Annotated in this window: 22 protein-coding genes; 10 read left to right on the top strand and 12 right to left on the bottom strand. The window is 65.6% G+C overall.

Annotated features, from left to right (window positions below; genetic code table 11):
• Positions 1-11 precede the first annotated feature (11 nt).
• The 5 genes from lplAB to IEW19_RS04760 all read right to left on the bottom strand — a co-directional run bounded on the left by lplAB (position 12) and on the right by IEW19_RS04760 (position 4,038).
• Positions 12-1,109, bottom strand: coding sequence for a lipoate-protein ligase LplAB (gene lplAB, locus IEW19_RS04780; RefSeq protein ID WP_188570539.1), 1,098 nt, complete (start codon positions 1,107-1,109; stop codon positions 12-14).
• Between the two features lie 96 nt (positions 1,110-1,205).
• Positions 1,206-1,463: a type B 50S ribosomal protein L31 gene (locus tag IEW19_RS04775; RefSeq protein WP_188570538.1), complete on the bottom strand. Its 258-nt coding sequence runs from the start codon at positions 1,461-1,463 to the stop codon at positions 1,206-1,208.
• 166 nt (positions 1,464-1,629) lie between these two features.
• Entirely contained in the window at positions 1,630-2,439 is an 810-nt protein-coding gene (locus IEW19_RS04770) for a TrmH family RNA methyltransferase (protein WP_188570537.1), read from the bottom strand.
• Positions 2,440-2,446: 7 nt separating this feature from the next.
• Positions 2,447-3,232 (bottom strand): sulfite exporter TauE/SafE family protein, encoded by a 786-nt coding sequence (locus IEW19_RS04765; protein ID WP_188570536.1) that lies wholly within the window; start codon positions 3,230-3,232, stop codon positions 2,447-2,449.
• Positions 3,233-3,252: 20 nt separating this feature from the next.
• Positions 3,253-4,038: an ABC transporter ATP-binding protein gene (locus IEW19_RS04760; protein WP_188570535.1), complete on the bottom strand. Its 786-nt coding sequence runs from the start codon at positions 4,036-4,038 to the stop codon at positions 3,253-3,255.
• A 125-nt stretch (positions 4,039-4,163) separates the two neighbouring features.
• Between IEW19_RS04760 and serB the strand changes: the two genes are divergently transcribed.
• Positions 4,164-5,057, top strand: coding sequence for a phosphoserine phosphatase SerB (serB, locus tag IEW19_RS04755; protein WP_188570534.1), 894 nt, complete (start codon positions 4,164-4,166; stop codon positions 5,055-5,057).
• Between the two features lie 77 nt (positions 5,058-5,134).
• On the opposite strand, the gene IEW19_RS04750 is transcribed toward serB, so the two are convergent.
• Positions 5,135-5,896 carry an SDR family oxidoreductase gene (locus IEW19_RS04750; RefSeq protein WP_188570533.1) on the bottom strand — a complete coding sequence of 254 codons (762 nt, stop codon included), beginning with the start codon at positions 5,894-5,896 and terminating at the stop codon, positions 5,135-5,137.
• A 141-nt stretch (positions 5,897-6,037) separates the two neighbouring features.
• Positions 6,038-6,763: a beta-ketoacyl-ACP reductase gene (locus tag IEW19_RS04745; RefSeq protein ID WP_188570532.1), complete on the bottom strand. Its 726-nt coding sequence runs from the start codon at positions 6,761-6,763 to the stop codon at positions 6,038-6,040.
• 152 nt (positions 6,764-6,915) lie between these two features.
• Between IEW19_RS04745 and IEW19_RS04740 the strand changes: the two genes are divergently transcribed.
• Genes IEW19_RS04740 through IEW19_RS04730 form a run of 3 tightly spaced genes read left to right on the top strand, consistent with a single transcriptional unit; the run spans position 6,916 to position 8,477 of the window.
• Positions 6,916-7,344, top strand: a complete 429-nt coding sequence (locus tag IEW19_RS04740) for a DUF3099 domain-containing protein (RefSeq protein ID WP_188570531.1) — start codon at positions 6,916-6,918, stop codon at positions 7,342-7,344.
• Positions 7,341-7,604, top strand: a complete 264-nt coding sequence (locus IEW19_RS04735; protein WP_188570530.1) for a hypothetical protein — start codon at positions 7,341-7,343, stop codon at positions 7,602-7,604. Before IEW19_RS04740 ends, IEW19_RS04735 begins: the two co-directional genes overlap by 4 nt.
• Positions 7,605-8,477, top strand: coding sequence for an SURF1 family cytochrome oxidase biogenesis protein (locus IEW19_RS04730; protein WP_188570529.1), 873 nt, complete (start codon positions 7,605-7,607; stop codon positions 8,475-8,477).
• Positions 8,478-8,786: 309 nt separating this feature from the next.
• On the opposite strand, the gene IEW19_RS04725 is transcribed toward IEW19_RS04730, so the two are convergent.
• On the bottom strand, positions 8,787-10,385 hold the full coding sequence (locus tag IEW19_RS04725; RefSeq protein WP_188570528.1) for an ABC-F family ATP-binding cassette domain-containing protein: 1,599 nt from the start codon (positions 10,383-10,385) through the stop codon (positions 8,787-8,789).
• Between the two features lie 144 nt (positions 10,386-10,529).
• Positions 10,530-13,235: a cation-translocating P-type ATPase gene (locus IEW19_RS04720; protein ID WP_188570728.1), complete on the bottom strand. Its 2,706-nt coding sequence runs from the start codon at positions 13,233-13,235 to the stop codon at positions 10,530-10,532.
• Positions 13,236-13,602: 367 nt separating this feature from the next.
• Between IEW19_RS04720 and IEW19_RS23390 the strand changes: the two genes are divergently transcribed.
• Together IEW19_RS23390 and IEW19_RS23895 are read left to right on the top strand one after the other, a co-directional pair.
• A complete protein-coding gene (locus IEW19_RS23390; RefSeq protein ID WP_229748339.1) occupies positions 13,603-13,752 on the top strand; it encodes a hypothetical protein in 150 nt (49 codons plus the stop codon).
• Positions 13,753-13,813: 61 nt separating this feature from the next.
• On the top strand, positions 13,814-13,948 hold the full coding sequence (locus IEW19_RS23895; RefSeq protein WP_268236235.1) for a hypothetical protein: 135 nt from the start codon (positions 13,814-13,816) through the stop codon (positions 13,946-13,948).
• Here the strand turns inward: IEW19_RS23895 and IEW19_RS04710 are convergent.
• Both IEW19_RS04710 and IEW19_RS04705 read right to left on the bottom strand, forming a co-directional pair.
• A complete protein-coding gene (locus IEW19_RS04710) occupies positions 13,945-14,952 on the bottom strand; it encodes a DUF808 domain-containing protein (protein WP_188570527.1) in 1,008 nt (335 codons plus the stop codon). The two genes, IEW19_RS23895 and IEW19_RS04710, sit on opposite strands and share 4 nt — an antisense overlap.
• A gap of 90 nt (positions 14,953-15,042) precedes the next feature.
• Positions 15,043-15,480, bottom strand: coding sequence for a VOC family protein (locus IEW19_RS04705; protein ID WP_188570526.1), 438 nt, complete (start codon positions 15,478-15,480; stop codon positions 15,043-15,045).
• 220 nt (positions 15,481-15,700) lie between these two features.
• Here IEW19_RS04705 and IEW19_RS04700 point away from each other — a divergent pair, with 220 nt between their 5' ends.
• From IEW19_RS04700 to IEW19_RS04685, 4 genes are all read left to right on the top strand, one after another.
• The gene (locus tag IEW19_RS04700; RefSeq protein ID WP_188570525.1) at positions 15,701-16,000 is read left to right on the top strand and encodes a hypothetical protein; all 300 of its coding nucleotides are present in this window, start codon (positions 15,701-15,703) and stop codon (positions 15,998-16,000) included.
• Positions 16,001-16,278: 278 nt separating this feature from the next.
• Positions 16,279-16,923, top strand: coding sequence for a biotin transporter BioY (locus IEW19_RS04695; protein ID WP_188570524.1), 645 nt, complete (start codon positions 16,279-16,281; stop codon positions 16,921-16,923).
• 6 nt (positions 16,924-16,929) lie between these two features.
• Positions 16,930-17,661 (top strand): energy-coupling factor ABC transporter ATP-binding protein, encoded by a 732-nt coding sequence (locus IEW19_RS04690; protein WP_188570523.1) that lies wholly within the window; start codon positions 16,930-16,932, stop codon positions 17,659-17,661.
• Complete coding sequence (locus IEW19_RS04685) at positions 17,658-18,281, top strand: energy-coupling factor transporter transmembrane component T family protein (RefSeq protein ID WP_188570522.1); 624 nt, start codon at positions 17,658-17,660, stop codon at positions 18,279-18,281. Before IEW19_RS04690 ends, IEW19_RS04685 begins: the two co-directional genes overlap by 4 nt.
• 17 nt (positions 18,282-18,298) lie before the next feature.
• Here IEW19_RS04685 and IEW19_RS04680 read toward each other — a convergent pair whose 3' ends face one another.
• Positions 18,299-19,486 (bottom strand): thiolase family protein, encoded by a 1,188-nt coding sequence (locus tag IEW19_RS04680; RefSeq protein ID WP_188570727.1) that lies wholly within the window; start codon positions 19,484-19,486, stop codon positions 18,299-18,301.
• Positions 19,487-19,488 lie beyond the last annotated feature (2 nt).

Below are 19,488 nucleotides of genomic sequence, written 5' to 3'. Positions count from 1 at the left end.
AATGGATGGGGTTACGGGACGCGGTGGAGCCACTCCTCGGTACCGAACTTGGCCGCCACGCGTTCCTCGGCAGCTGCCAGCTCGTGTCCTGCCAGCCGTGATGGAGTTGCCCCGTAACGCTCGCTGAACACCTCGATCATCGCCTCGATGATCGCCGTGCGGGCCAGGCCGGTTTGGCGGCGGAGCGGGTCCACCCGCTTCTTGGCACTGCGGGTGCCCTTGTCGGAGAGCTTCTCCTTGCCGATCCGCAGGACCTCCACCATTTTGTCGGCGTCGATGTCATAGCTCATGGTGACGTGGTGCAGCATGCCGCCGTTGGCCAGGCGCTTCTGCGCGGCACCGCCGATCTTCCCCTGGTCCGTAGCGATGTCGTTCAGCGGGATGTAGAACGCATTGATGCCCAGCCGTTCCAATGCCGCCATGACCCAGGCGTCGAGGAACGGATAGGAGTCGGCGAAGCTCAGCCCGTCCACCAGGGTCTGCGGCAGGTAGAGGGAGTAGGTGATGCAGTTGCCGGCCTCCATGAACATCGCTCCCCCGCCGCTGATCCGCCGGACCACGTTGATGCCGTGTCTGGCAACGCCCTCGGGATCCACCTCGTTCTGTACGGACTGGAAGCTGCCGATGACCACCGACGGCTCCTGCCAGTCCCAAAACCGGAGAGTGGGAGTGCGCTGACCCGCACCCACGGCCTCGGTCAGCACCTCGTCAAGGGCAACGTTGATTTCCGTTGGAAGCACGGTTGGCGCAATGACGTTCCACTCGTGGTCTCCCCACGAGGTGGCCTTCGCCAGCGCGCGGCGGACGGTCACGGCCACGGCGTCCGCGGAGAAGCCGAACAGCACGGCTCCGGCCGGCAGGGCGGCGGTGATGGCGGCTGCCAGGTCCGCGGCCGGCATGGAGTCCGGAAGCCCGGTCAGTGCACGGTTGATGTCCTCAAGGGCCTCGTCCGGTTCCAGGAAGAAATCGCCACTGACGGAGACGTCCGCAAGGGCCCCGTCCACCACTGCCAGGTCCGCCACGACGAGCTTGCCGCCCGGGACCTTGTATTCGCCGTGCAGGCGCTGGTTGCTGGCGCCATTTCTGGCAGGAAAAGGAGGCTGGGTCATGCTTCCCATCCTGCCCCAGAATGCAGATGCGCTGTTAACGCAGAAAACCCGCACCGTTACCGGTGCGGGCTTTCCTGGAAAGCTCGGGCGAAGGAATTACTTCTTGGCGCCGAAGCCCTTGAAGCGAGCGTTGAAGCGCTCGACGCGGCCTGCAGAGTCCATGATGCGCTGCTTGCCCGTGTAGAACGGGTGGGACTCGGAAGAGATTTCGACGTCGATGACCGGGTAGGTGTTGCCGTCTTCCCACTCAATGGTCTTGTTGGAAGACACGGTGGAGCGGGTCAGGAACTTGGTGCCGGAGGCCAGGTCGTTGAAGACAACAGCTTCGTACTTCGGGTGGGTATCAGACTTCATAATGGGACCTTTGTTCGGGCAACTGGATTTTGCCAGCTGCCAGGTATGAATGGGATGGCTGGGATCTGTCCCATCAGCCGAAGCTGAAAAAGCAGGACAACCAGCTATCAATCATAGCCGAAACGGGAGGGGCTGACGAACCGAAGCCCGCCGCCGCGGCACCTGCTCAGCTGCGCGCCCGCAGCTCCCAGAATGCCACTGCCGAGGCCGCGGCGACGTTCAGGGAATCCACGCCGTTGCGCATGGGGATTTTGACGGCGAGGTCGACGGCGGCGAGCGTCTCCGGGCTCATGCCGGCGCCTTCCGTGCCAAGCACCAGGGCAAGCCGGTCAACGTTCCGGGACGCGACGGCGTCGACGTCCTCAGCTTCCGGCGTCAGCTCCAGGGCGGCGACGGTGAAGCCGTGTTCCTTGAGCACCTGCAGGTCCCCCGGCCAGTGGTGCAGGCGCGCCCAGGGCACCTGGAAGACGGTGCCCATACTGACCCGGACGCTGCGGCGGTAGAGCGGGTCTCCGCAGCGCGGGGAAACCAGGACGGCGTCGATATCCAGTGCTGCCGCGGAACGGAAGATGGCGCCGACATTGGTGTGGTCCACGATGTCCTCCAGCACGGCAACGCGGCGCGCTCCGGCCAGGAGGTCCGTGAGGGGCACCGGGGCTGGGCGCTGCATGGCCGCCATGGCGCCGCGGTGCAGGTGGAACCCGGTGATCTCCTCCAGCAGACCGGCTGAGCCGATGAAGGCCGGAACGTCGGGATACGCCTGGAAGACGTCGTCGAGGTCCGCCATCCATTTCTCCGCGAGGAAGAACGAGCGCGGCTGGTGGCCCGCCGCGAGGGCCCTGCGCAGCACCCGGGAGGATTCTGCGATGTACATTCCCTCGGCCGGTTCGCGGAGCTTGCGCAGGTGCACGTCAGTCAACGTGGTGTAGTCACTGACGCGCGGGTCATCGGCGGATTCGAGGTAGTGGAAGGTCACCGGGAGATTATTTCAGCAGGTTGGCGATCATGACGCCCAAGGCAACAATGCCCAGGCTGAAAATCACGGCGCGCAGGACCCGCGGCGAGAGCTTCCTCCCCACCTTGGAGCCCATGAGGCCGCCAATGGTGGAACTGACAGCGATGAGCAGCACCACCAGCCAGTTGACCCGGTCGAAGGCGAACAGGAGGTAGGAGATGGCCGCCACCATGTTCACGCCCAGCACCAGGATGTTCTTCATGGCGTTGGCATTCTGGATGGTGCCGGTGAGGAACACGCCCAGGATTCCGACCAGCAGGATTCCCTGCGCAGCCACGAAGTAGCCGCCGTACACGCCGGCCAGGTAGACCAGGAGCACCAGGAGGAACCCGTGGCGCTTGTCCCGGACTGCGTGTTCGGGGTTGGCCTCGCGGTTGCGAACCCAGTCCTGGAGCCGTGGCTGGAACACGACCATCAACAGTGCGAGGACCAGCAGTACGGGGGCGACGTAGTGGAAGACCTGTTCGGGCAGGTGCAGCAGCAGCCAGGCGCCGGTGATTCCTCCGAGGACGGACGCCGGCAGCAGGCGCAGGACCTGCCGTCGCCGGCCGGCCAGCTCACGGCGGTAGCCGAAGGCCCCGGCGCCCGTACCGAAGACCAGGCCCATGGCGTTGCTCATGGACGCGGTCACTGGAGCCACGCCCAGGGCGATAAGCACCGGGAAGGTGACAAGGGTACCGGAGCCCACCACCGCGTTGATGGTGCCGGCCCACAGGCCGGCGATGAACACAATGATGCTGCTGAAGATTTCCAAGGTAACGGTGAAGGTCTCTTCTAGCGGCGTGCCGTGGCGGTGTAGCGTCCCGCGTTCTCGGAGACATCCAGGGGAAGCCCGAAGGTGGTGCTCAGGTGCTCTTCGGTCAGGACCTCGGTGATGGGGCCGGCGGCCACAACTCCGCCGTCGCGCAGCAGCATGGCGTGCGTGAATCCGGGCGGGACTTCTTCAAGGTGGTGCGTGACCAGGACCATGGCCGGGGCTGATTTATCCCTGGCCAGCTCGCCCAGCTTGTGGACCAGTTCCTCGCGGCCGCCCAGATCGAGTCCGGCGCCAGGCTCATCCAGGAGCAGCAGTTCGGGGTCCGTCATGAGGGCGCGCGCGATCTGCACGCGCTTTCGCTCGCCCTCGGACAGGGTTGCGAACGTCCTGTTGAGCAGCGGGCCCATGCCCCAGTCGTTGAGCAGCCGGAAGGCGCGCCGTTCGTCGTCGCGCTCGTAGCCTTCCCGCCAGCGGCCGGTAACACCGTAGGCGGCGGTGACCACCACGTTGAGGACGTTCTCGTGCTCGGGGATCTGGGTGGCAAGGGCTGCAGAGGAAAGGCCGATGCGCGGCCGGAGTTCGAAGACGTCAACGCGGCCCAGGACTTCGTCGAGGATGCCCGCTGTGCCGGTGCTCGGGTGGAGCCGGGCCGCCGCGATCTGGAGAAGGGTGGTCTTGCCGGCGCCGTTGGGGCCCAGGATGACCCATCGTTCGCCCTCGTTGACCTGCCAGTCGACCCTGTCCAGCAGGGTCTTCTTACCTCGGACAACGCTGACGGAGTCCAGTTCCAGAACATCACTCATAGGAGTAGACACTAGGACAAAAAAGATGATGACTGATAACCGGTGTGAAGGCTCCCTAACGGCTTCGCTGCAGCTGGCCCCCAATGAATTCAAGCCACCCATCAGCGCTGACTAAGATTGCAGGCATGACTTCAAACGTGACTGCGGTCAGCTATGGCCTCAATGTGACCCCCGCCGGGCTGGAGCAGCTGCGTTCCGTCCTTGCCTCGCATGGCGCCGAGGTGTTGTCGGAATCTGCCGGCGGTGATGACAGGTACCAGGTCCAGGTCATTGAACTGGACCTTCCTGATGCGACGGGGGCCGCGCTGGCGGCCCTGCGCCGATCCGTGTCAGACTCCGCACCCCAGCATTTCGACACTGCCCTGGTACCTTCAGGCCTTCGTTCAGCTGCACGCAAGCTGTTGATCATGGATGTCGATTCCACACTGATCCAGCAGGAGGTCATCGAACTCCTGGCCGCCTACGCCGGCAAGCGGGAGGAGGTGACTGCAGTGACGGAAGCTGCCATGCGCGGCGAGCTGGACTTCGCCCAGAGCCTCCACGCCCGGGTAGCGGTGCTCGCGGGGCTGCCTGCCGACGTCGTCCACTCCGTTCGCAGGGAAGTGAAGCTCAGCGAAGGTGCCGCCGAGCTGGTGGCCGCTTTCAAGGCTGCCGGCCACACGGTGGCAGTAGTGTCCGGCGGCTTCAACCAGATCCTTGAGCCGATCGCCGCCGGCCTGGACCTGGACTACTGGCAGGCCAACGAACTGGAAATCGTCGATGGCGCACTGACCGGCAAGGTGCTGGGCGCCGTGGTGGACAGGGCCGCCAAGGAAAAGTACCTGCGTGAGTGGGCCGCCGCGGAGGGCATCGCGCTTGAGCACACCATCGCCGTGGGGGACGGGGCCAACGACCTGGACATGCTCGGCGCGGCCGGCATCGGGGTGGCCTTCAATGCCAAGCCAGCCGTCCGGGCCGTGGCCGATGCCGCACTGAACATGCCGTACCTGGACGCCGTCCGCCACGTCGCCGGCGTCTGACCCCCCGCGACGCCTCTTAACAAAACGGCCCCCGCCCCCGGATTTACCGGCGGCGGGGGCCATCTGCCCGCTGCTGCTTAGCTGGAAGCCTCGGCGCCCTTGCCGAAGTAATCGGCTCCGCCGGCGTATTCGGTGTGGCCGGACTCGACCTCGGCCGTTGCCATCCCGGCTACGACCTGCGCGAATTCCTCCACCGAGTACAGTTTGCCGGCCTCGGCACGGCGGGCCTCGATGGCGCCCGGGGTTGAACGGTCCAGCAGGGTGGCGGTGACTGTTCCTTCGATCATGTCGCCGGAGACCACCACCAGGGAGATGCCCTTTTCCGCCAGGTTGGGGATCAGTTCACGCAGGGCGTCCTCACCGGCCCGCTTGCTGCGGGCCACCGGCTCGTAGGCCGGCATGGTGGGCACGGTGTTGATGAAGTGGGCCTGGTGGCTGGTCACGAAGACCACGCGCGAGCCTTCTTTCATCAGCGGCACTGCGGCGTTGAGCATGTTGATCTGCGCGTCGCGGTTCAGCTTGAGGGCGTAGTCCTCCCCCATACCGGTTTCCATGCCGCCGGAGGCGTTCAGGACCAGGATGTCCAGGGAGCCGAAGTTCTCCATGGCGGCGCTGGCCAGGGCCTGCACACCCTCCTGGGTGGTCAGGTCCGCACCGATGGCGACTGCGCGGCCGCCGTCGGCTTCTATCCCCTGCACCACTTTGTTGGCGCGCGGCGCCTTTTGGCGGTAGTTGACCACGACGGCGGCGCCCTCCGAGGCGAGGATCTTTGCTACGTCAGCGCCAATGCCCCGTGATGATCCGGTGACGATTGCCGTCTTGTTGTCCAGCAGTCCCATACGAGCTTCCTTTGTTCGAAACATCTAAATCGTGGTGGTCTGCAGTCCATCATGCCAGCGGCCAGAGCCGATATCCCTTGTCCGACCTCGACAAATAAAGGAGCCCGGGGCTAGTTTCCTGCAGCAGCGGAGTCCGAAGAGTCAGTGGCCCATGCCCAGGCCGCCATCCACGGGTATGACGGCACCGGAGATGTAGGCGGCCTCGTCGCTGGCAATCCACCGGACCACGTTGGCCACCTCGGAAGCTTCGGCAAAACGCCCGGCGGGGATGCTGGCCAGGTAATCCTTCTGGGTGGCCTCGGGGAGCTCGGCCGTCATGTCCGTGTTGATGAAACCGGGTGCCACCACGTTTGCGGTAATGCCGCGGGAGCCCAGTTCGCGGGTTAGGGACCGGGCGATGCCCACCAGGCCGGCCTTGGACGCCGAGTAGTTGATCTGGCCGGGTGCGCCGTAGAGGCCGGAGACGGAGGAGATGAGGACCAGGCGTCCCTTGCGGAGGCGGATCATGCCCTTGGATGCACGCTTGATGACCCGGAAGGCGCCGGTCAGGTTGGTGTCGATGACGGAGGTGAAATCCTCCTCACTCATGCGCAGGAGCAGGGTGTCCTTGGTGATCCCGGCGTTGGCCACCAGCACCTGCACGGGACCGTGGGCAGCTTCCACTTCCTTGAAAGCGGCGTCTACGGACGCCTCATCGGTGACGTCGGCCTTGACGCCGAGGATTCCCTCCGGAAGTTGCGTTTCGCTGCGGTAGGTCACCGCCACCTTGTCGCCGTTGGCGAGGAAGGCCTGCGCAATGGCAAGGCCAATACCGCGGTTGCCGCCGGTAATCAGGACGCTGCGGGGTGCGGAAGCTGGTTCAGTCATAGAGGGGCTCCGGGATTCTGCGGCAGGCGGGCCGCGGTAGCAGAGTGAGGTTTGGGCTGCCTCCGATCTTAGCGGCAGGCCTGCGCCGGGTTTGGGCAGCACTGCCGATGGTGCGAGAATTAAGGGAAGCCTTTGGAGCGTGATCATTCACCGTGACCCTTGAAAACCATGCGGGACGTTCCGCGCCCGAAGAACCGGGCCGGTTCTCCGGCGACAGCGAGGTCCACAGCATCACGGACGCCGCAGGAGCGCATTCCGAGGATATGCGCCAGCGGATGATCAAGTACGCCCTGGCGATGGGCATCCGCATGGTGTGCCTGATCCTGATTTTCGTGGTGGACGGATGGTTCAAGATTATTGCGGTGGCAGGTGCCGTGTTCCTGCCCTGGATCGCGGTGGTCATCGCCAACGGCAGCGACAGAGCGGAGACGCCCAGCGACCTGCTGCTGGACTCCGCGCCCCTGGCCGAGCTGGAAAGCCCTGCTCCCCCGGTGGAGGATGACGAACCCGGAAGCGCCGTACTGCAGGGCGAGCTGGTGAAGGACGAGGACGCGGAGCACCGGGAGGAGCGGCAGGCATGAGTATTTTCGATTTTGCAGCAGGATCGGACGTGGCATCGGAGGCTGCCGCCGTCTGCTCCCGGAAGGCGTGCAGGGCCCAGGCGTCCTGGCAGCTTCTGTGGAACAACCCGAAAATCCATGCTCCTGAGCGGCGCAAGACCTGGCTGGCCTGCGCCGACCACCGGGAATGGCTGGAGGATTACCTGCAGACGCGGGGACTCTGGAAGGAAACGCTCCCGCTTGAATTGTCCGGAGACATGTCACCGGAGCAGGACATCTGAATGTACCGTTTCCTCTTTTCCAGCAAGTGGCTGGGCTATCTGCTGCTGGCCGCCGTCTTTGCCACGGCGTGCGTCTTCCTGGGCCGCTGGCAGATGGACCGTCGCGCCGAGACCCTGGCCGAAATCAACCGTGTCGTCACGAACTATTCGGCGACGCCCATTTCCTTCGCCCAGGCCCGGGACCAGTTCACCCAGCTGGATCCGGCCAAGGAGTGGACGCAGGTTGAGCTGAAAGGCACCTACGATGCCGCAGGGCAGCGGATCGTCCGCAACCGGCCGCTCAACGGGCAGCCCGGGTACGAGGTAGTGGTTCCATTTCGCCTCGCCACGGGGGAAACCGTTGTGATCGACCGCGGGTGGCTGCCCATCGGCAACAAGAATCCAGGCAGTCCTGACTCCGTTCCCGCCCCGCCCACAGGCGACGTGACCGCCGTCGTCCGTTTGAAGCACGGCGAGCCGGAACTGCAGCGCGGGGCACCTGAGGGGCAGCTGGCATCGATCGACCTTCCCACCTACGCCGCGCAACTCGGATACCCCCTGATGACCGGTGCATACGGCCAAATTGCCTCGGAAACCCCGCCGTCGGCTGAGATGCCGGTTGCCTTCCCCAAGCCGTCCACCGACGAGGGGACGCACTTGTCCTACTCGCTGCAGTGGTTCGCCTTCGGCGTGCTCATGTTCGTCGGGTTCGGCTACGCGGCCCGGCAGCAGGCGCGGAATGCAGCGATCGACGCCGAGGACGAGGAGCTGATTGACGACGGGACCGCGCATGCCGCGGTGACCCCCCGCCGTCGGCCCGCTGCCCCGCGCAAGCGCAAGAAGGCCACCGCCGAGGAAGAAGAGGACGCCCTCCTGGACGCGCAGGGCTACTGAAGGATGGCGACGGCGGCCCCCCTGCTTAGTTGCGCTTCTTCCGTCCGCTCCGCAGCAAGTCAGCACCAGCGTCGGATAAGAGTCACCAAAAGATGGCATCGTCCACCCTGAACCAGAGGAACCGTCAACGGTCGAGGCTAGCCACAGCGTGCCTGGAAACGGACAGGGCCCTGATTGCTGAAGCAGGAACATGGACGACAGCGCAGGATTTCGTGGTGCAGGAACTGGATGTGTCCGAACTCAAGCGAAGCCTCAAGCGTCAGCGGCCGGGGGCGCGACGCAAACCCGGCCGAGGTGACGGGGGTTCAGCTAGGCCAGGGTGATCAGGTCCAGGTAGTCCTCGTTCCAAAGGTCCTCGACGCCGTCGGGAAGCATGACCACGCGTTCCGGGTTCAGGGCTTCGACCGCGCCTTCGTCGTGGCTGACCAGGACGACGGCGCCGGTGTAGTTGCGGAGGGCGCCCAGGATTTCTGCGCGGCTGGCGGGGTCCAGGTTGTTGGTGGGTTCGTCGAGGAGGAGGACGTTGGCGCTGGAGGCCACGATCGTGGCAAGGGCCAGGCGGGTCTTCTCGCCGCCGGAGAGCACGCCGGCGGGCTTGTCGACGTCGTCGCCCGAGAACAGGAACGATCCAAGGATGCCGCGGACCTCGGCGTCCTTCATGTCGGGCGCGGCCGAACGCATGTTCTCGAGCACGGTGCGGTCGTGGTCCAGGGTTTCGTGCTCCTGGGCGTAGTAGCCCACCTTCAGCCCGTGGCCGGGAATGACCTCACCGGTGTCGGGCGCATCAACGCCGGCGAGCATGCGCAGCAGCGTGGTTTTGCCGGCACCATTGAGTCCCAGGATGACTACCTTGGAGCCGCGGTCGATGGCCAGGTCCACGTCGGTGAAGATTTCCAGTGACCCGTAGGACTTGCTGAGCCCGTCCGCGGTAAGCGGGGTTTTGCCGCAGGGTGACGGGTCCGGGAACCGCAGCGCTGCCACGCGGTCCTGCTCGCGGACCGCTTCCAGGCCGCTGAGCAGCCGTTCGGCGCGCTTTGCCATGTTCTGCGCGGCCACAGCCTTGGTGGCCTTCGCCCGCATCTTGTTGGCCTGGTCCATGAGGACCTGTGCCTTCTTCTCGGCGTTGGCCCGTTCACGCTTGCGGGCACGCTCGTCCGTCTCCCGCTGCAGGAGGTAACGCTTCCAGTCCATGTTGTAGAAGTCGATCTGGGCGCGGTTGGCATCCAGCAGGAACACCTTGTTGACGGTGGCTTCCAGCAGGTCGGTGTCGTGGCTGATGACGATCAGGCCGCCCTGGTGGTTCTTCAGGAAGTCGCGCAGCCAGGCGATGGAGTCAGCGTCGAGGTGGTTGGTGGGCTCGTCCAGGAGCATGGTCTCAGCGTCCGAGTAGAGGATCCGGGCGAGCTCCACGCGGCGCCGCTGTCCACCGGACAGCGTCTTCAGCGGCTGGTTCAGCAGGCGGTCAGGGAGCGCCAGATTGGAGCAGATCGAGGCAGCTTCAGCCTCGGCCGCGTAACCGCCGGCTGCGAGGAATTCGGATTCGAGCCGATCGTACCGGTTCAGGGCTTTGCGCTGGACGTCAGCGTCCTCGCTTGCCATTTCGTCGTGCGCCTTGCGGAGCTTGCCGACCACGATGTCCAAGCCGCGGGCGGAGAGGATGCGGTCCCGCGCCAACTGCTCCATGTCCGGGGTACGGGGGTCCTGGGGCAGGTAGCCGATTTCGCCGCTCCGGGTCACCTTGCCGGCCGCAGGAAGGCCTTCGCCTGCAAGCACGCGGGTCAGCGTTGTCTTCCCCGCCCCGTTCCGGCCCACGAGCCCGATCTTGTCCCCTTTGTCGATGCGGAAGCTCACCTGGTCCATCAGGAGCCGGGCGCCGGCACGCAGTTCAAGATCCTGGACAGTAATCACAGCAGGTAAGGCCTTTCACAACAGGGAACGCCACAGTCCGTGCACGGAATGCGAAGGGACGCTGGGGCAGAGTGGCCGGAGAACGGCACAGTCCAGTCTACCGTTCGACGGCGCATGGAAAATTCAAGGGAATGTCGCACAGCTTCAGTCCCGCCGGGCCCTGTGGCGTCGGATCGAGCGGACCCCCTCGTCGGCGCCCCAGACGATGAAGGGGAATGGGATGAGCAGGAGCAGTTGCCAGGGGGCGGGGGCAACCGTACCGAAGATTGTTTGAAGCGGTGGGATGTACACGATCGCGGCGGAGAAGGCGATCTCGAAGGTGATGCCCCAAAGGAGGAGGCGGTTGGTACCGAGGCCGATCTGGGCGAGGGACGCGGTCTGGGTGCGAGCCGCGAACGCCGTGCCGATCTGGCACGCTACGATGCCGAGGAAGGTCATGGTCGTGGCCTGCACCTCCACGAAATGGAGGTAACCAGATGCGGTGGATTCGCCGTAGTGCCAGCCCCCGGCGAGGAGGGTTGTGAAGAACGCTCCGGTGACGAGGAGGGCTGAAATTCCGCCCAGCAGGCCCCACGCGCGCGCCAGCATCGGTCCGTCGATCACGTTCTGGCCGCGCTCGCGGGGCGGGCGCTCCATTGTGCCGGGCTCTTCGGGCTCGCGTCCCAGCGCGAGGGCCGGCAGGGTTTCCGTGCCGAGGTCCACAGCGAGGATCTGCATGACCGTGAGCGGAAGCGGTATTGCGCCGCCGGCCACAGCATAGAGGAGGAACGGGACGACTTCGGGTGTTGCGTGCGCGAAGATGTAGACGATGAACTTTCGGACGTTATCGTAGACGCGGCGCCCCGACCGGACGGCGTTGACGACGGAAGCGAAGTCATCGTCTGTAAGCACCATCGCCGAGGCCTCCCGGGCCACGTCCGTCCCGGAACGGCCCATGGCGATCCCGATGTCGGCACGGCGCAGCGCCGGGGCGTCATTAACACCGTCGCCGGTCATCGCCACGACATGGCCGAGCTCGCGGAGGGCGTCGGCGATCCTGAGCTTGGCCTCAGGTGAGCTGCGTGCGAATATCATTTCCCGGTTCGCCATGAGCAGCGCGTCGAGCTCGGCCTCGGGCATGTGGTCCAGCTCGGTGCCGCTGACCACCCGGGTATGCTCATTGCCGATCCCCACCCGGGCCGCGATGCCGCGGGCCGTGAGACCGTGATCGCCGGTGACGATCATGAGCCTGATCCCTGCGGCATGGCAGCTGGCCACCGCGGCGGGCACCTCGGGCCTCGGCGGGTCCAAGAGTGCAGCGACCCCCAGCAGCGTGAGCCCACTCTCGGCCTCACGCCGAGTGAGTGAGGCAGGGTTCCCATCGACCGCGCGTTCGGCCACGGCGAGGACGCGCAGCCCCTGCTTCGCCCACGCGTCCACTGTCTCGAATACCCGGTCGCGGACGGGCTCGACGAGAGGTGCCCGACCCCCGCCAGGTTCGGAGATCCAGCCGCAGAGGGGCACGATCTCCTCAGGTGCCCCCTTGCAGTGCACCCAGGTACCGTCGGCCAGGGCGTCCACCGTGGACATCCGCCGCAGCGCAGGGTCGAAATGGAACTGAGCCAGGCGGGCGACGCCCGCGCGGTCGCTTGGCAGGCCCAGCGCCGACGCTGCGTGCAGGAAGGCGAGCTCCGTGGGATCGCCGGTCTCGGCGCCGTCGGGGGCAATACGCGCACTGCTGCAGGCAACGGCCGCGGTGGCAAGCCGGGCCAAGTCCGAGCCCGGTGGGGCTGCCGGGACCACGCCGTCGAGCCCCAGTATCCCTGACTCGGGGGTCCAGACCTCCAGAGCACGCATCCGGTTCATGGTGAGCGTCCCCGTCTTGTCCGTGCAGATCACGCTCGTCGACCCGAGCGTCTCAACGGCGGAAATCCGCTTCACCAGCGCTCCCTCGCGGGCCAACAGCCGGACGCCAACGGCAAGGGCGAGCGTGATTGTGGGAAGCAGCCCCTCGGGTACGTTGGCCACAAGCAGTCCGATGGCAAAACTCAAGGTATCGCCAAGCGGAAGGCCGGCCAGCAGAGTACCGACAGGAATAAATGCCGCCCCCATGACAATGGCGACGATCGCGATGACCCTGGCCACCCGCGTCACCTGCTGTTCAAGCGGACTTTTGTCGTGGCCCACTCTCTCCGAGAGCGCCGCAATGCGGCCCAGTTCCGTGCGCATACCAGTGGCAAACACGACGGCGGTCGCCTCCCCGCCCGTGCAGCTCGTGCCGCTGAAAACCATGTCCGAAGCGTCCAGTAGGCGCTCCGCGAGCGAATCGCCCTCGGCGCTGCGCAGCACAGGCAGCGATTCTCCCGTCAGGGCAGAGACGTCCATCTCCACTGAGCCCTCCAGTAGCCGGGCATCGGCAGAGACGCGGTCACCTTCCCCAATAAAAATCACGTCTCCGGGTACGAGGAGACGCGCGTCAACGAGGGCTTCCTTCCCGTCGCGGATCGCGCGCGCCGACGGCGGAAGATACGCGGCCAGCGCCTCAACCGCGTGCTCGGCGTGCCTTTCCTGGATGAACGCGAATGCCGCATTGAGCAGGATCACCGCGATAATGGCCGCGGCCAGCGCCCCGGCCCCGGTGACATAAGCCAGGACGGCGGCCAACCAGAGGAGGAGGGCCAGCGGCTGGGTGAGTTGGCGGAGAATTTGGCGCGGCCATCTGCGGCGGCCCCTGCGGATGAGCATGTTCGGCCCATATACCACCTGGCGTCGCGCGGCCTCCCGGTCGGTCAAGCCGTGCCGGCTCGAGCGCAGGTCCCTCAGGAGCCTGTCGACCGAAGACCTGGGGTCAACGCGGGGGCGGCCTCTGATGGGTCAGATGCCTCATGGTCCATAAACGCAAGTAGACCGCGAACTTGTCCCCCTAAACTAGAGCCGGATGGCAGTAAGAGCGGAGCGGCTGCCCGGAAACCGGTCCAGTCCGCACCGGCAGTTAACGCCCGCTCCGCCAACCGTGAAGGGTGAAAACCCGGCAGACGCCGTGGGCATAACTGCACACCGGTCCCTGGACAACCACTGACGAAACCAATGTGCCGCGCTGGTCCTGGGCGTCAAGAAGGCACTGACCGTCAAGCCAAACGGCAGGTCGGCGGACTTCATTGCCCCTTCCACAGCCAACGGGTGCGCCATGGCGTGCGCCTACTGCTACGTACCGCGCCAGTAGGGCTACAGCAACCCGGTGACCGTGTTCGCCAACATCGGCCAGACCGGCAAGGCGATCGAGCGGCACGCCACCCGCCAAGGGCTGAAGCTGGAGCCCAACCAGTGCGACCCGGAGCTCTGGGTTTACGACATCGGCGAAACAGTGATTGTTCAGTGGACGCTCTGATCAGCCACAACGTAGAGGAGCTCGTCACGCTTTTCCGCGAACTGCCGGCTATGAGGTCCATGTGAACTTCTCCCCCGTCATCATCACAGACACCTGGCTGCCTGACTGGGAGGAACTGCTGCGCCAGCTTGACGCAACCCTGACGCCCGCCGCCAAGGCGCAGCTTGCTGTCTGCCGTATCCGCTACGCGTTTTAGGGTTTCTCCGTCGGGTGAATGCCGGCCGCGGCCCGAACAGCGCCCTCGTCGTGGCCGCCCCTCGCTTTGCCGAACGGCAGTACCTTCAGCAGCGGTCCGACGACCGCCATGACGGCGAGACCCCAGATGAGGCCAAGGATTGCCGAGCACAGGGTGTTGATGAGCCAGGCCAGGAAGCCACCGGCAACCGGGACCCCTGTTGCCGGGTGCTCAATAGCGTGGACGAGGTCATACGGTGCGTGCCATCCAAGGTCATGCGCCCCCTGCAGCATGATGTGGCCGCCCACCCACAGCATTGCGATGGTTCCCACGAAGGTGATGGTCGCCAGCACGGCAGGCATGCCCTTAACCAGGAGTTCGCCGAAGCGCCTGGAGCCAGGAGAGTCCCTGGCGGTCAGGTGCAGTCCGATGTCGTCCATTTTGACGATGAGCGCGACGGCCCCGTACACGAGCACGGTGATTGCGAATGCTACCAGGACCAGGATGAACGCGCGGATCCAGATGGACTCCGCAGCCACCTCGTTCATGGAGATGACCATAATTTCGCAGGACAGGATGAAGTCGGTGGTGATGGCGCCTTTGACAACCTTGGCTTCTGCCTCGGGTCCGCGTTCCACTGCCGGCGCTTCTTCAGCTTCATGGTGGCCGCCGCGAAGCCTGTGCCAGACCTTTTCGGCGCCCTCGTAGCAGAGGTAGGTGCCGCCCAGCATGAGGATGAACGGGATGACGCCCGGGATGAAGGCGCTGATGAGCAGCAGTGCCGGGAGGATGATGAGGAGTTTGTTCCGGATGGAGCCCCAGAAGATCCGCCTGATCATCGGCAGTTCGCGGGACGGGTCTGCCCCTGACACATACTGCGGGGTGACGGCCGCGTCATCGACCACGACGCCGGCGGCCTTGGCCCCCGCCTTTGCTGCGCCGGCTGCGACGTCGTCCACCGAGGCTGCAGCGATGCGGGCCAGGGCTGCCACGTCATCCAGCAGGGCAACGAGGCCGCCGCTCACAGTTGACCCGCGCGCAGCTCGTGACTGGACAGTTGGGCATGGGTGGGTGGGTGCGTGATGGGCATGTTCGGAGTATATTGCAGCGCGCGGTCAGCCCTTCTTCAGTTCCTCGGCGAGCATCACAATGATGCCGCTGGGCCCCCGGACGTAGGTGAGCTTGTACACGTCGGCGTATGTGGCCACGCCCCGCAAGGGATGGCAGCCGTGCCTCGCGGCGATCTCCAGTGCATCCTCGATGTTGTCCACCGAGAAGGCGACGCGGTGCATGCCGATTTCGTTCGGAAGGGTGGGCTTTGTCTCGATCGCATCGGGGTGGATGTACTCAAAGAGCTCGAGCCGTCCGTGGCCGTCCGGCGTCTGGAGCATGGCTATTTTGGCGTGGTTGCCGTCAAGGCCCACGGCAGTGTCGGCCCAGTCTCCGCTGACTGTCTGCCGGCCCAGGACAGTGAGCCCCAGGTCCGTGAAGAAGGCGATGGTCGCCTCCAGGTCGCGGACGGCGATGCCAACGTTCTCGAGTTTGATGGGCATGTGCCACAGATTACCAACCCAGCACCCCCGGGGTCAGTGGATCCGAACGCCCGAGAACGAACTCCACTGAGTGCCGGTAGTGGGACCTCACAGCATGCACGCGGCATCAAGTATGCGGATGTGTACCCTGTCGACATGAACAACATGACATCAGGGAGGCGGTGATGGTGTGGAAGAGATCCATGAGCAAGTTCAACGGCCGCGTCGACAGTCCACCGGGATGCGTATTCTCCGGATCGCTGTCCTCGCCGCGGACATCCTGTCACTGCTGGCCCTCCTCCTGATCCATTTCGTTCTGCCATTGAATTCCGGACAGGACGGTGAGGCCCTGTTCTGGGCCGGACTGCTGCTGACGTACGCACTGATCTTGCTCTTCGGAATGACGCTGGTAGTCAATGTTGTCTATCTGATCGCACTCGCATTCATGCACGGGCGGTACGACAACGGGTACAGCCACTTCTCGCGGATACTCCTGTTCCTGCTTCCAGCAACCACCATCGTGGTACTCACAGTCAGGTGATGGGCAGCGGTCGCGTGAATGGGCGGAAATCCCTGGTTGAACGCCCGCGGCGACCGAGACGCGCTGGCGCACATCGTTGTGCCGCCAGGATGATCACCAAACATGTTCGCCTCGCTTGGTCGCTGTCCGCCACACGGGACATCGCGGACGACCCATTGTGCCCAGCCCAAAGCAGCAACCCTCCGCATTAGTGGAACCCCTACAAAATGGACCCTGTTCCACGCCGGTAGCGTCGGCTGTACATTAGATTCCGCTTGTACAACCCCGACAGGACCGCCATGAGCAACGCCGAAACGACCACCAAGAACAGCACCCGGGCGCAGGTGCGCCGCTGGAACGGCACTGACCTGGGGCTGATCGCCGTGTTTGCCGCCCTCGTTGCCGGCGCCGCCCTTGTGCCGGGACTGGCACTGAACGGCTTCGGTGTCCCCATCACCTTCCAGACCCTGGCGGTGATGCTCACCGGACTGGTGCTTGGCCCCGCCCGCGGGTTCGCCGCCGTCGGACTCTACACGCTCCTTGGCCTTGCCGGCCTGCCGATCTTCAGCCAGGGCCGCAGCGGCCTTGCCATCCTCGCTGGTCCCTCGGCCGGGTACATCATCGCCTTCCCCATCGCCGCGTTCGTCGTGGGATGGCTGGCCACTGTGGTGATCAAACGCACCACCAAGGCCCGCGCCCTCTGGTTCTTCCTCTCCGCCACGGTGACGAGCATCGTGGTGGTGCACTCGCTGGGCATCGTGGGCATCGCCCTGAACTCAAAGGCCTCCCTGGAGCAGGCCTTCCTGGGCGACCTGGTCTTCTACCCGGGCGACATCATCAAGAACATCATCGCGGCCGTCATCGCCGTTGCCCTTCACCGGGCATTCCCGGATGTCCTGGTGCGCCGCGTGCGGCGCCGTGCACTGGCGGCCGAGAGCGCCTAGCACGCCATGCCCGCAGTGATTTTTGACCAGGTGGCGGTTGCCGTCGAAACGGACCACTCCGCCACGCCTAAAACCCTTCTCGACGCCGTCAACCTCCAGATCACCGAACGGCGCGTCGGCGTCATCGGCGCCAACGGCTCCGGGAAGTCCACGCTCCTGCGCCTGGTCAACGGGCTCATCCAGCCCACCAGCGGTACAGTCACGGTCGACGGCGACGATACAGTACGTGCCGTCCGGAAGGTCAGGCGCAACGTTGGTTTCGTCTTCACCGATCCCCTGTCCCAGCTGGTAATGCCCACCGGCAGGGAGGATGTCGAGCTGTCCCTGCGCCGTTCACATAAGAACGGGTCCGAGCGGCGGCGCCAGGCCGAAGCAGTACTCGAAAGGCTGGGCATCCGGCACCTGGCGGACCAAAGCATCTATGAGCTCTCCGGCGGCGAACGGCAGCTGATGGCGCTCGCAGCCGTGCTGGCAGTGAACCCGGAGGTGCTGGTGCTGGATGAGCCCTCCACCCTCCTGGACCTGCGCAACCGCGAACTGCTCCGCAGGACCCTGGCGGACCTGGACCAGCAGATCATCATGTCCACCCACGACCTGGACCTGGCCTTGGACATGGACCGAGTGCTGGTCATCGAAGCGGGCCGAGTGGCATTTGACGGCGCCCCGGCGGAAGCTGTGGCCGCCTACCGTTCGTGGTGCCTGCAAGGGCTCGGCGCGCCGCAAAGGGATGCGCCGTGAGAGGCCACGGCTTCCTCCTTGCCAACTACGTGCCCGGCAACTCCCTCCTGCACCGCGCACCGCTGGCGCTGAAGTTCCTCCTGGTATTCGCCTGCGGCCTGGCATCGTTCGTAATCCTGGACTGGCGCGTGTCCGCCGCGGTACTCGCGGTGCTCTGCGGCCTTTTCCTGGTCACCGGCGCCGGGGTGAAACGGCTTTGGGGCGCCGTGCGGCCGTTGGCCCCCGTGCTCCTGGTGATCGGGATCTTCCAGTGGTGGCAGCTTGGCGGGCCAACGGCGGTGCGGATCGTGCTGAACATCCTGGTCTGCGTGGTGGCAGCCTCCCTGCTTACCGCCACCACACCGGTCCAAAAGCTCCTGGACGGAGTGGCTGCAGCAGCAACTCCCTTCAAAAGGTTCGGTGCCGATCCGGAACGCTTTGCCCTGACCATCGGTATCATGCTCCGCAGCATCCCGTTCATTGCCGGAACCTTCGCCGACGTCCGCGATTCCGCCAAAGCCCGGGGCTTGGAGCGCAATCCTCGGGCTTTGGTCCTGCCGGTGTTCATCACGTCTGTGGCCTACGCCCGCCAAACAGGCGAAGCCCTCGCCGCCCGTGGCCTGGGTGAGGCAGAGGAATGAAGCGGCGGCCCGGAAGGTCAGCGGGCGCCCAGCAGCCGGTATTCCAGCAACGCCGCCGTGCCCATGCCGCCGGCCATGCTGATCATGGCCAGCGCCAAGGCTCCAGGGTTTCGGCCCCTCCGCGCCTGGGCGAGCAACCGTGTCACCAGGACGGCCCCCGAAGCACCGTAGGCGTGCCCCAGCGCCAGTGCACCACCATCGAGGTTCGCCCGGTCGGATTCAATTCCAAGCTGGTCCAGGCACGCAAGTGTCTGCGACGCGAATGCCTCGTTGAACTCCACCAGGTCCAGCTCATCAGCTGACACACCAGCCCCCGCCAGCACATCCCGGGCTGCCCGGGCAGCGCCGATCCCCAGGACTTCCGGAGCCACACCGGCGGTTCCGGTGCCACGCACCAGGAGGCCGTCGCGCGCGCCGAGTTGGCGTGCGCGCTCAAGGGAGGTGATGACGACGGCGGATGCGGCGTCCGCATCGAAACAGGAGTTCCCTGCGGTGACGGTTCCTCCTGGTACGAAGGCGGCCGGGAAACGTGCGATGACAGCCGGGGTAAGGCCGGCCCGCGGCCCGCCATCGGAGGAGACTGTGCCGGAGGCAGTGCCCAACGGTACGAGTTCAGCTGCAAAGCGCCCCTCGCGGATCGCCTCGAGGGCTTTCCGATGGCTGGCCAGTGCGAAGGCATCCTGGCGGTCCCTGCCGACGCCGTATTCCGCAGCCACCGTTTCCGCGGCGACGCCCATGTCCGGATCGCCAAAGCTGGCCGGCGCAAACTGGGCACGGGAGTAGAACTCCGGGCCGCCGTCGTCCCTCCGGTGGGCGCGCAGGGGCGCGGTACTGGTGCTCTCCACTCCCCCCGCCAGGTACAACGGGTCCCCGCCGGCTGCCACGAACCGCGCGGCGAGCACGATTGCGTCCAGTCCTGAACCACACTGCCGGTCCACCGTGATGCCAGGGACGGTGACCGGCAGCCCCGCCTCCAACAAGGCGAGCCTGGCAACATTTCCGCCGCCGCCCACGGCGTTGCCGATGACGACGTCCTCTATGGCAGCCGGCTCCAATGCCAGTTGGGTGACAAGCCCCCGCAGGACCGGTGCCAGGAGTTCATGCGCCCGCAGGGTCCGCAGGGCTCCGTTGACGGGGCAGACCGGGGTCCGGAGTGCGGCGATGATGACCGGCTGGCGGTCCGGCGGCAGGAGCCCACCGGGCAGGA

Source organism: Arthrobacter liuii, assembly GCF_014639275.1.
Classification (GTDB): Bacteria; Actinomycetota; Actinomycetes; order Actinomycetales; family Micrococcaceae; genus Arthrobacter; species Arthrobacter liuii.
Note: the sequence above shows the minus strand (reverse complement) of the source record. Positions and strands in the feature narration are given on the sequence as shown.

Coding starts and splice junctions, on each gene's coding strand:
- IEW19_RS04695 (WP_188570524.1), top strand. CDS start 16,279: ATGAGCAACGCCGAAACGACCACCAAGAACAGCACCCGGGCGCAGGTG.
- IEW19_RS04705 (WP_188570526.1), bottom strand. CDS start 15,480: ATGCCCATCAAACTCGAGAACGTTGGCATCGCCGTCCGCGACCTGGAG.
- IEW19_RS04735 (WP_188570530.1), top strand. CDS start 7,341: ATGAGTATTTTCGATTTTGCAGCAGGATCGGACGTGGCATCGGAGGCT.
- IEW19_RS04760 (WP_188570535.1), bottom strand. CDS start 4,038: ATGAGTGATGTTCTGGAACTGGACTCCGTCAGCGTTGTCCGAGGTAAG.
- IEW19_RS04775 (WP_188570538.1), bottom strand. CDS start 1,463: ATGAAGTCTGATACCCACCCGAAGTACGAAGCTGTTGTCTTCAACGAC.
- IEW19_RS04730 (WP_188570529.1), top strand. CDS start 7,605: ATGTACCGTTTCCTCTTTTCCAGCAAGTGGCTGGGCTATCTGCTGCTG.
- IEW19_RS04690 (WP_188570523.1), top strand. CDS start 16,930: ATGCCCGCAGTGATTTTTGACCAGGTGGCGGTTGCCGTCGAAACGGAC.
- IEW19_RS04700 (WP_188570525.1), top strand. CDS start 15,701: ATGCGTATTCTCCGGATCGCTGTCCTCGCCGCGGACATCCTGTCACTG.
- serB (WP_188570534.1), top strand. CDS start 4,164: ATGACTTCAAACGTGACTGCGGTCAGCTATGGCCTCAATGTGACCCCC.
- lplAB (WP_188570539.1), bottom strand. CDS start 1,109: ATGACCCAGCCTCCTTTTCCTGCCAGAAATGGCGCCAGCAACCAGCGC.
- IEW19_RS04750 (WP_188570533.1), bottom strand. CDS start 5,896: ATGGGACTGCTGGACAACAAGACGGCAATCGTCACCGGATCATCACGG.
- IEW19_RS04745 (WP_188570532.1), bottom strand. CDS start 6,763: ATGACTGAACCAGCTTCCGCACCCCGCAGCGTCCTGATTACCGGCGGC.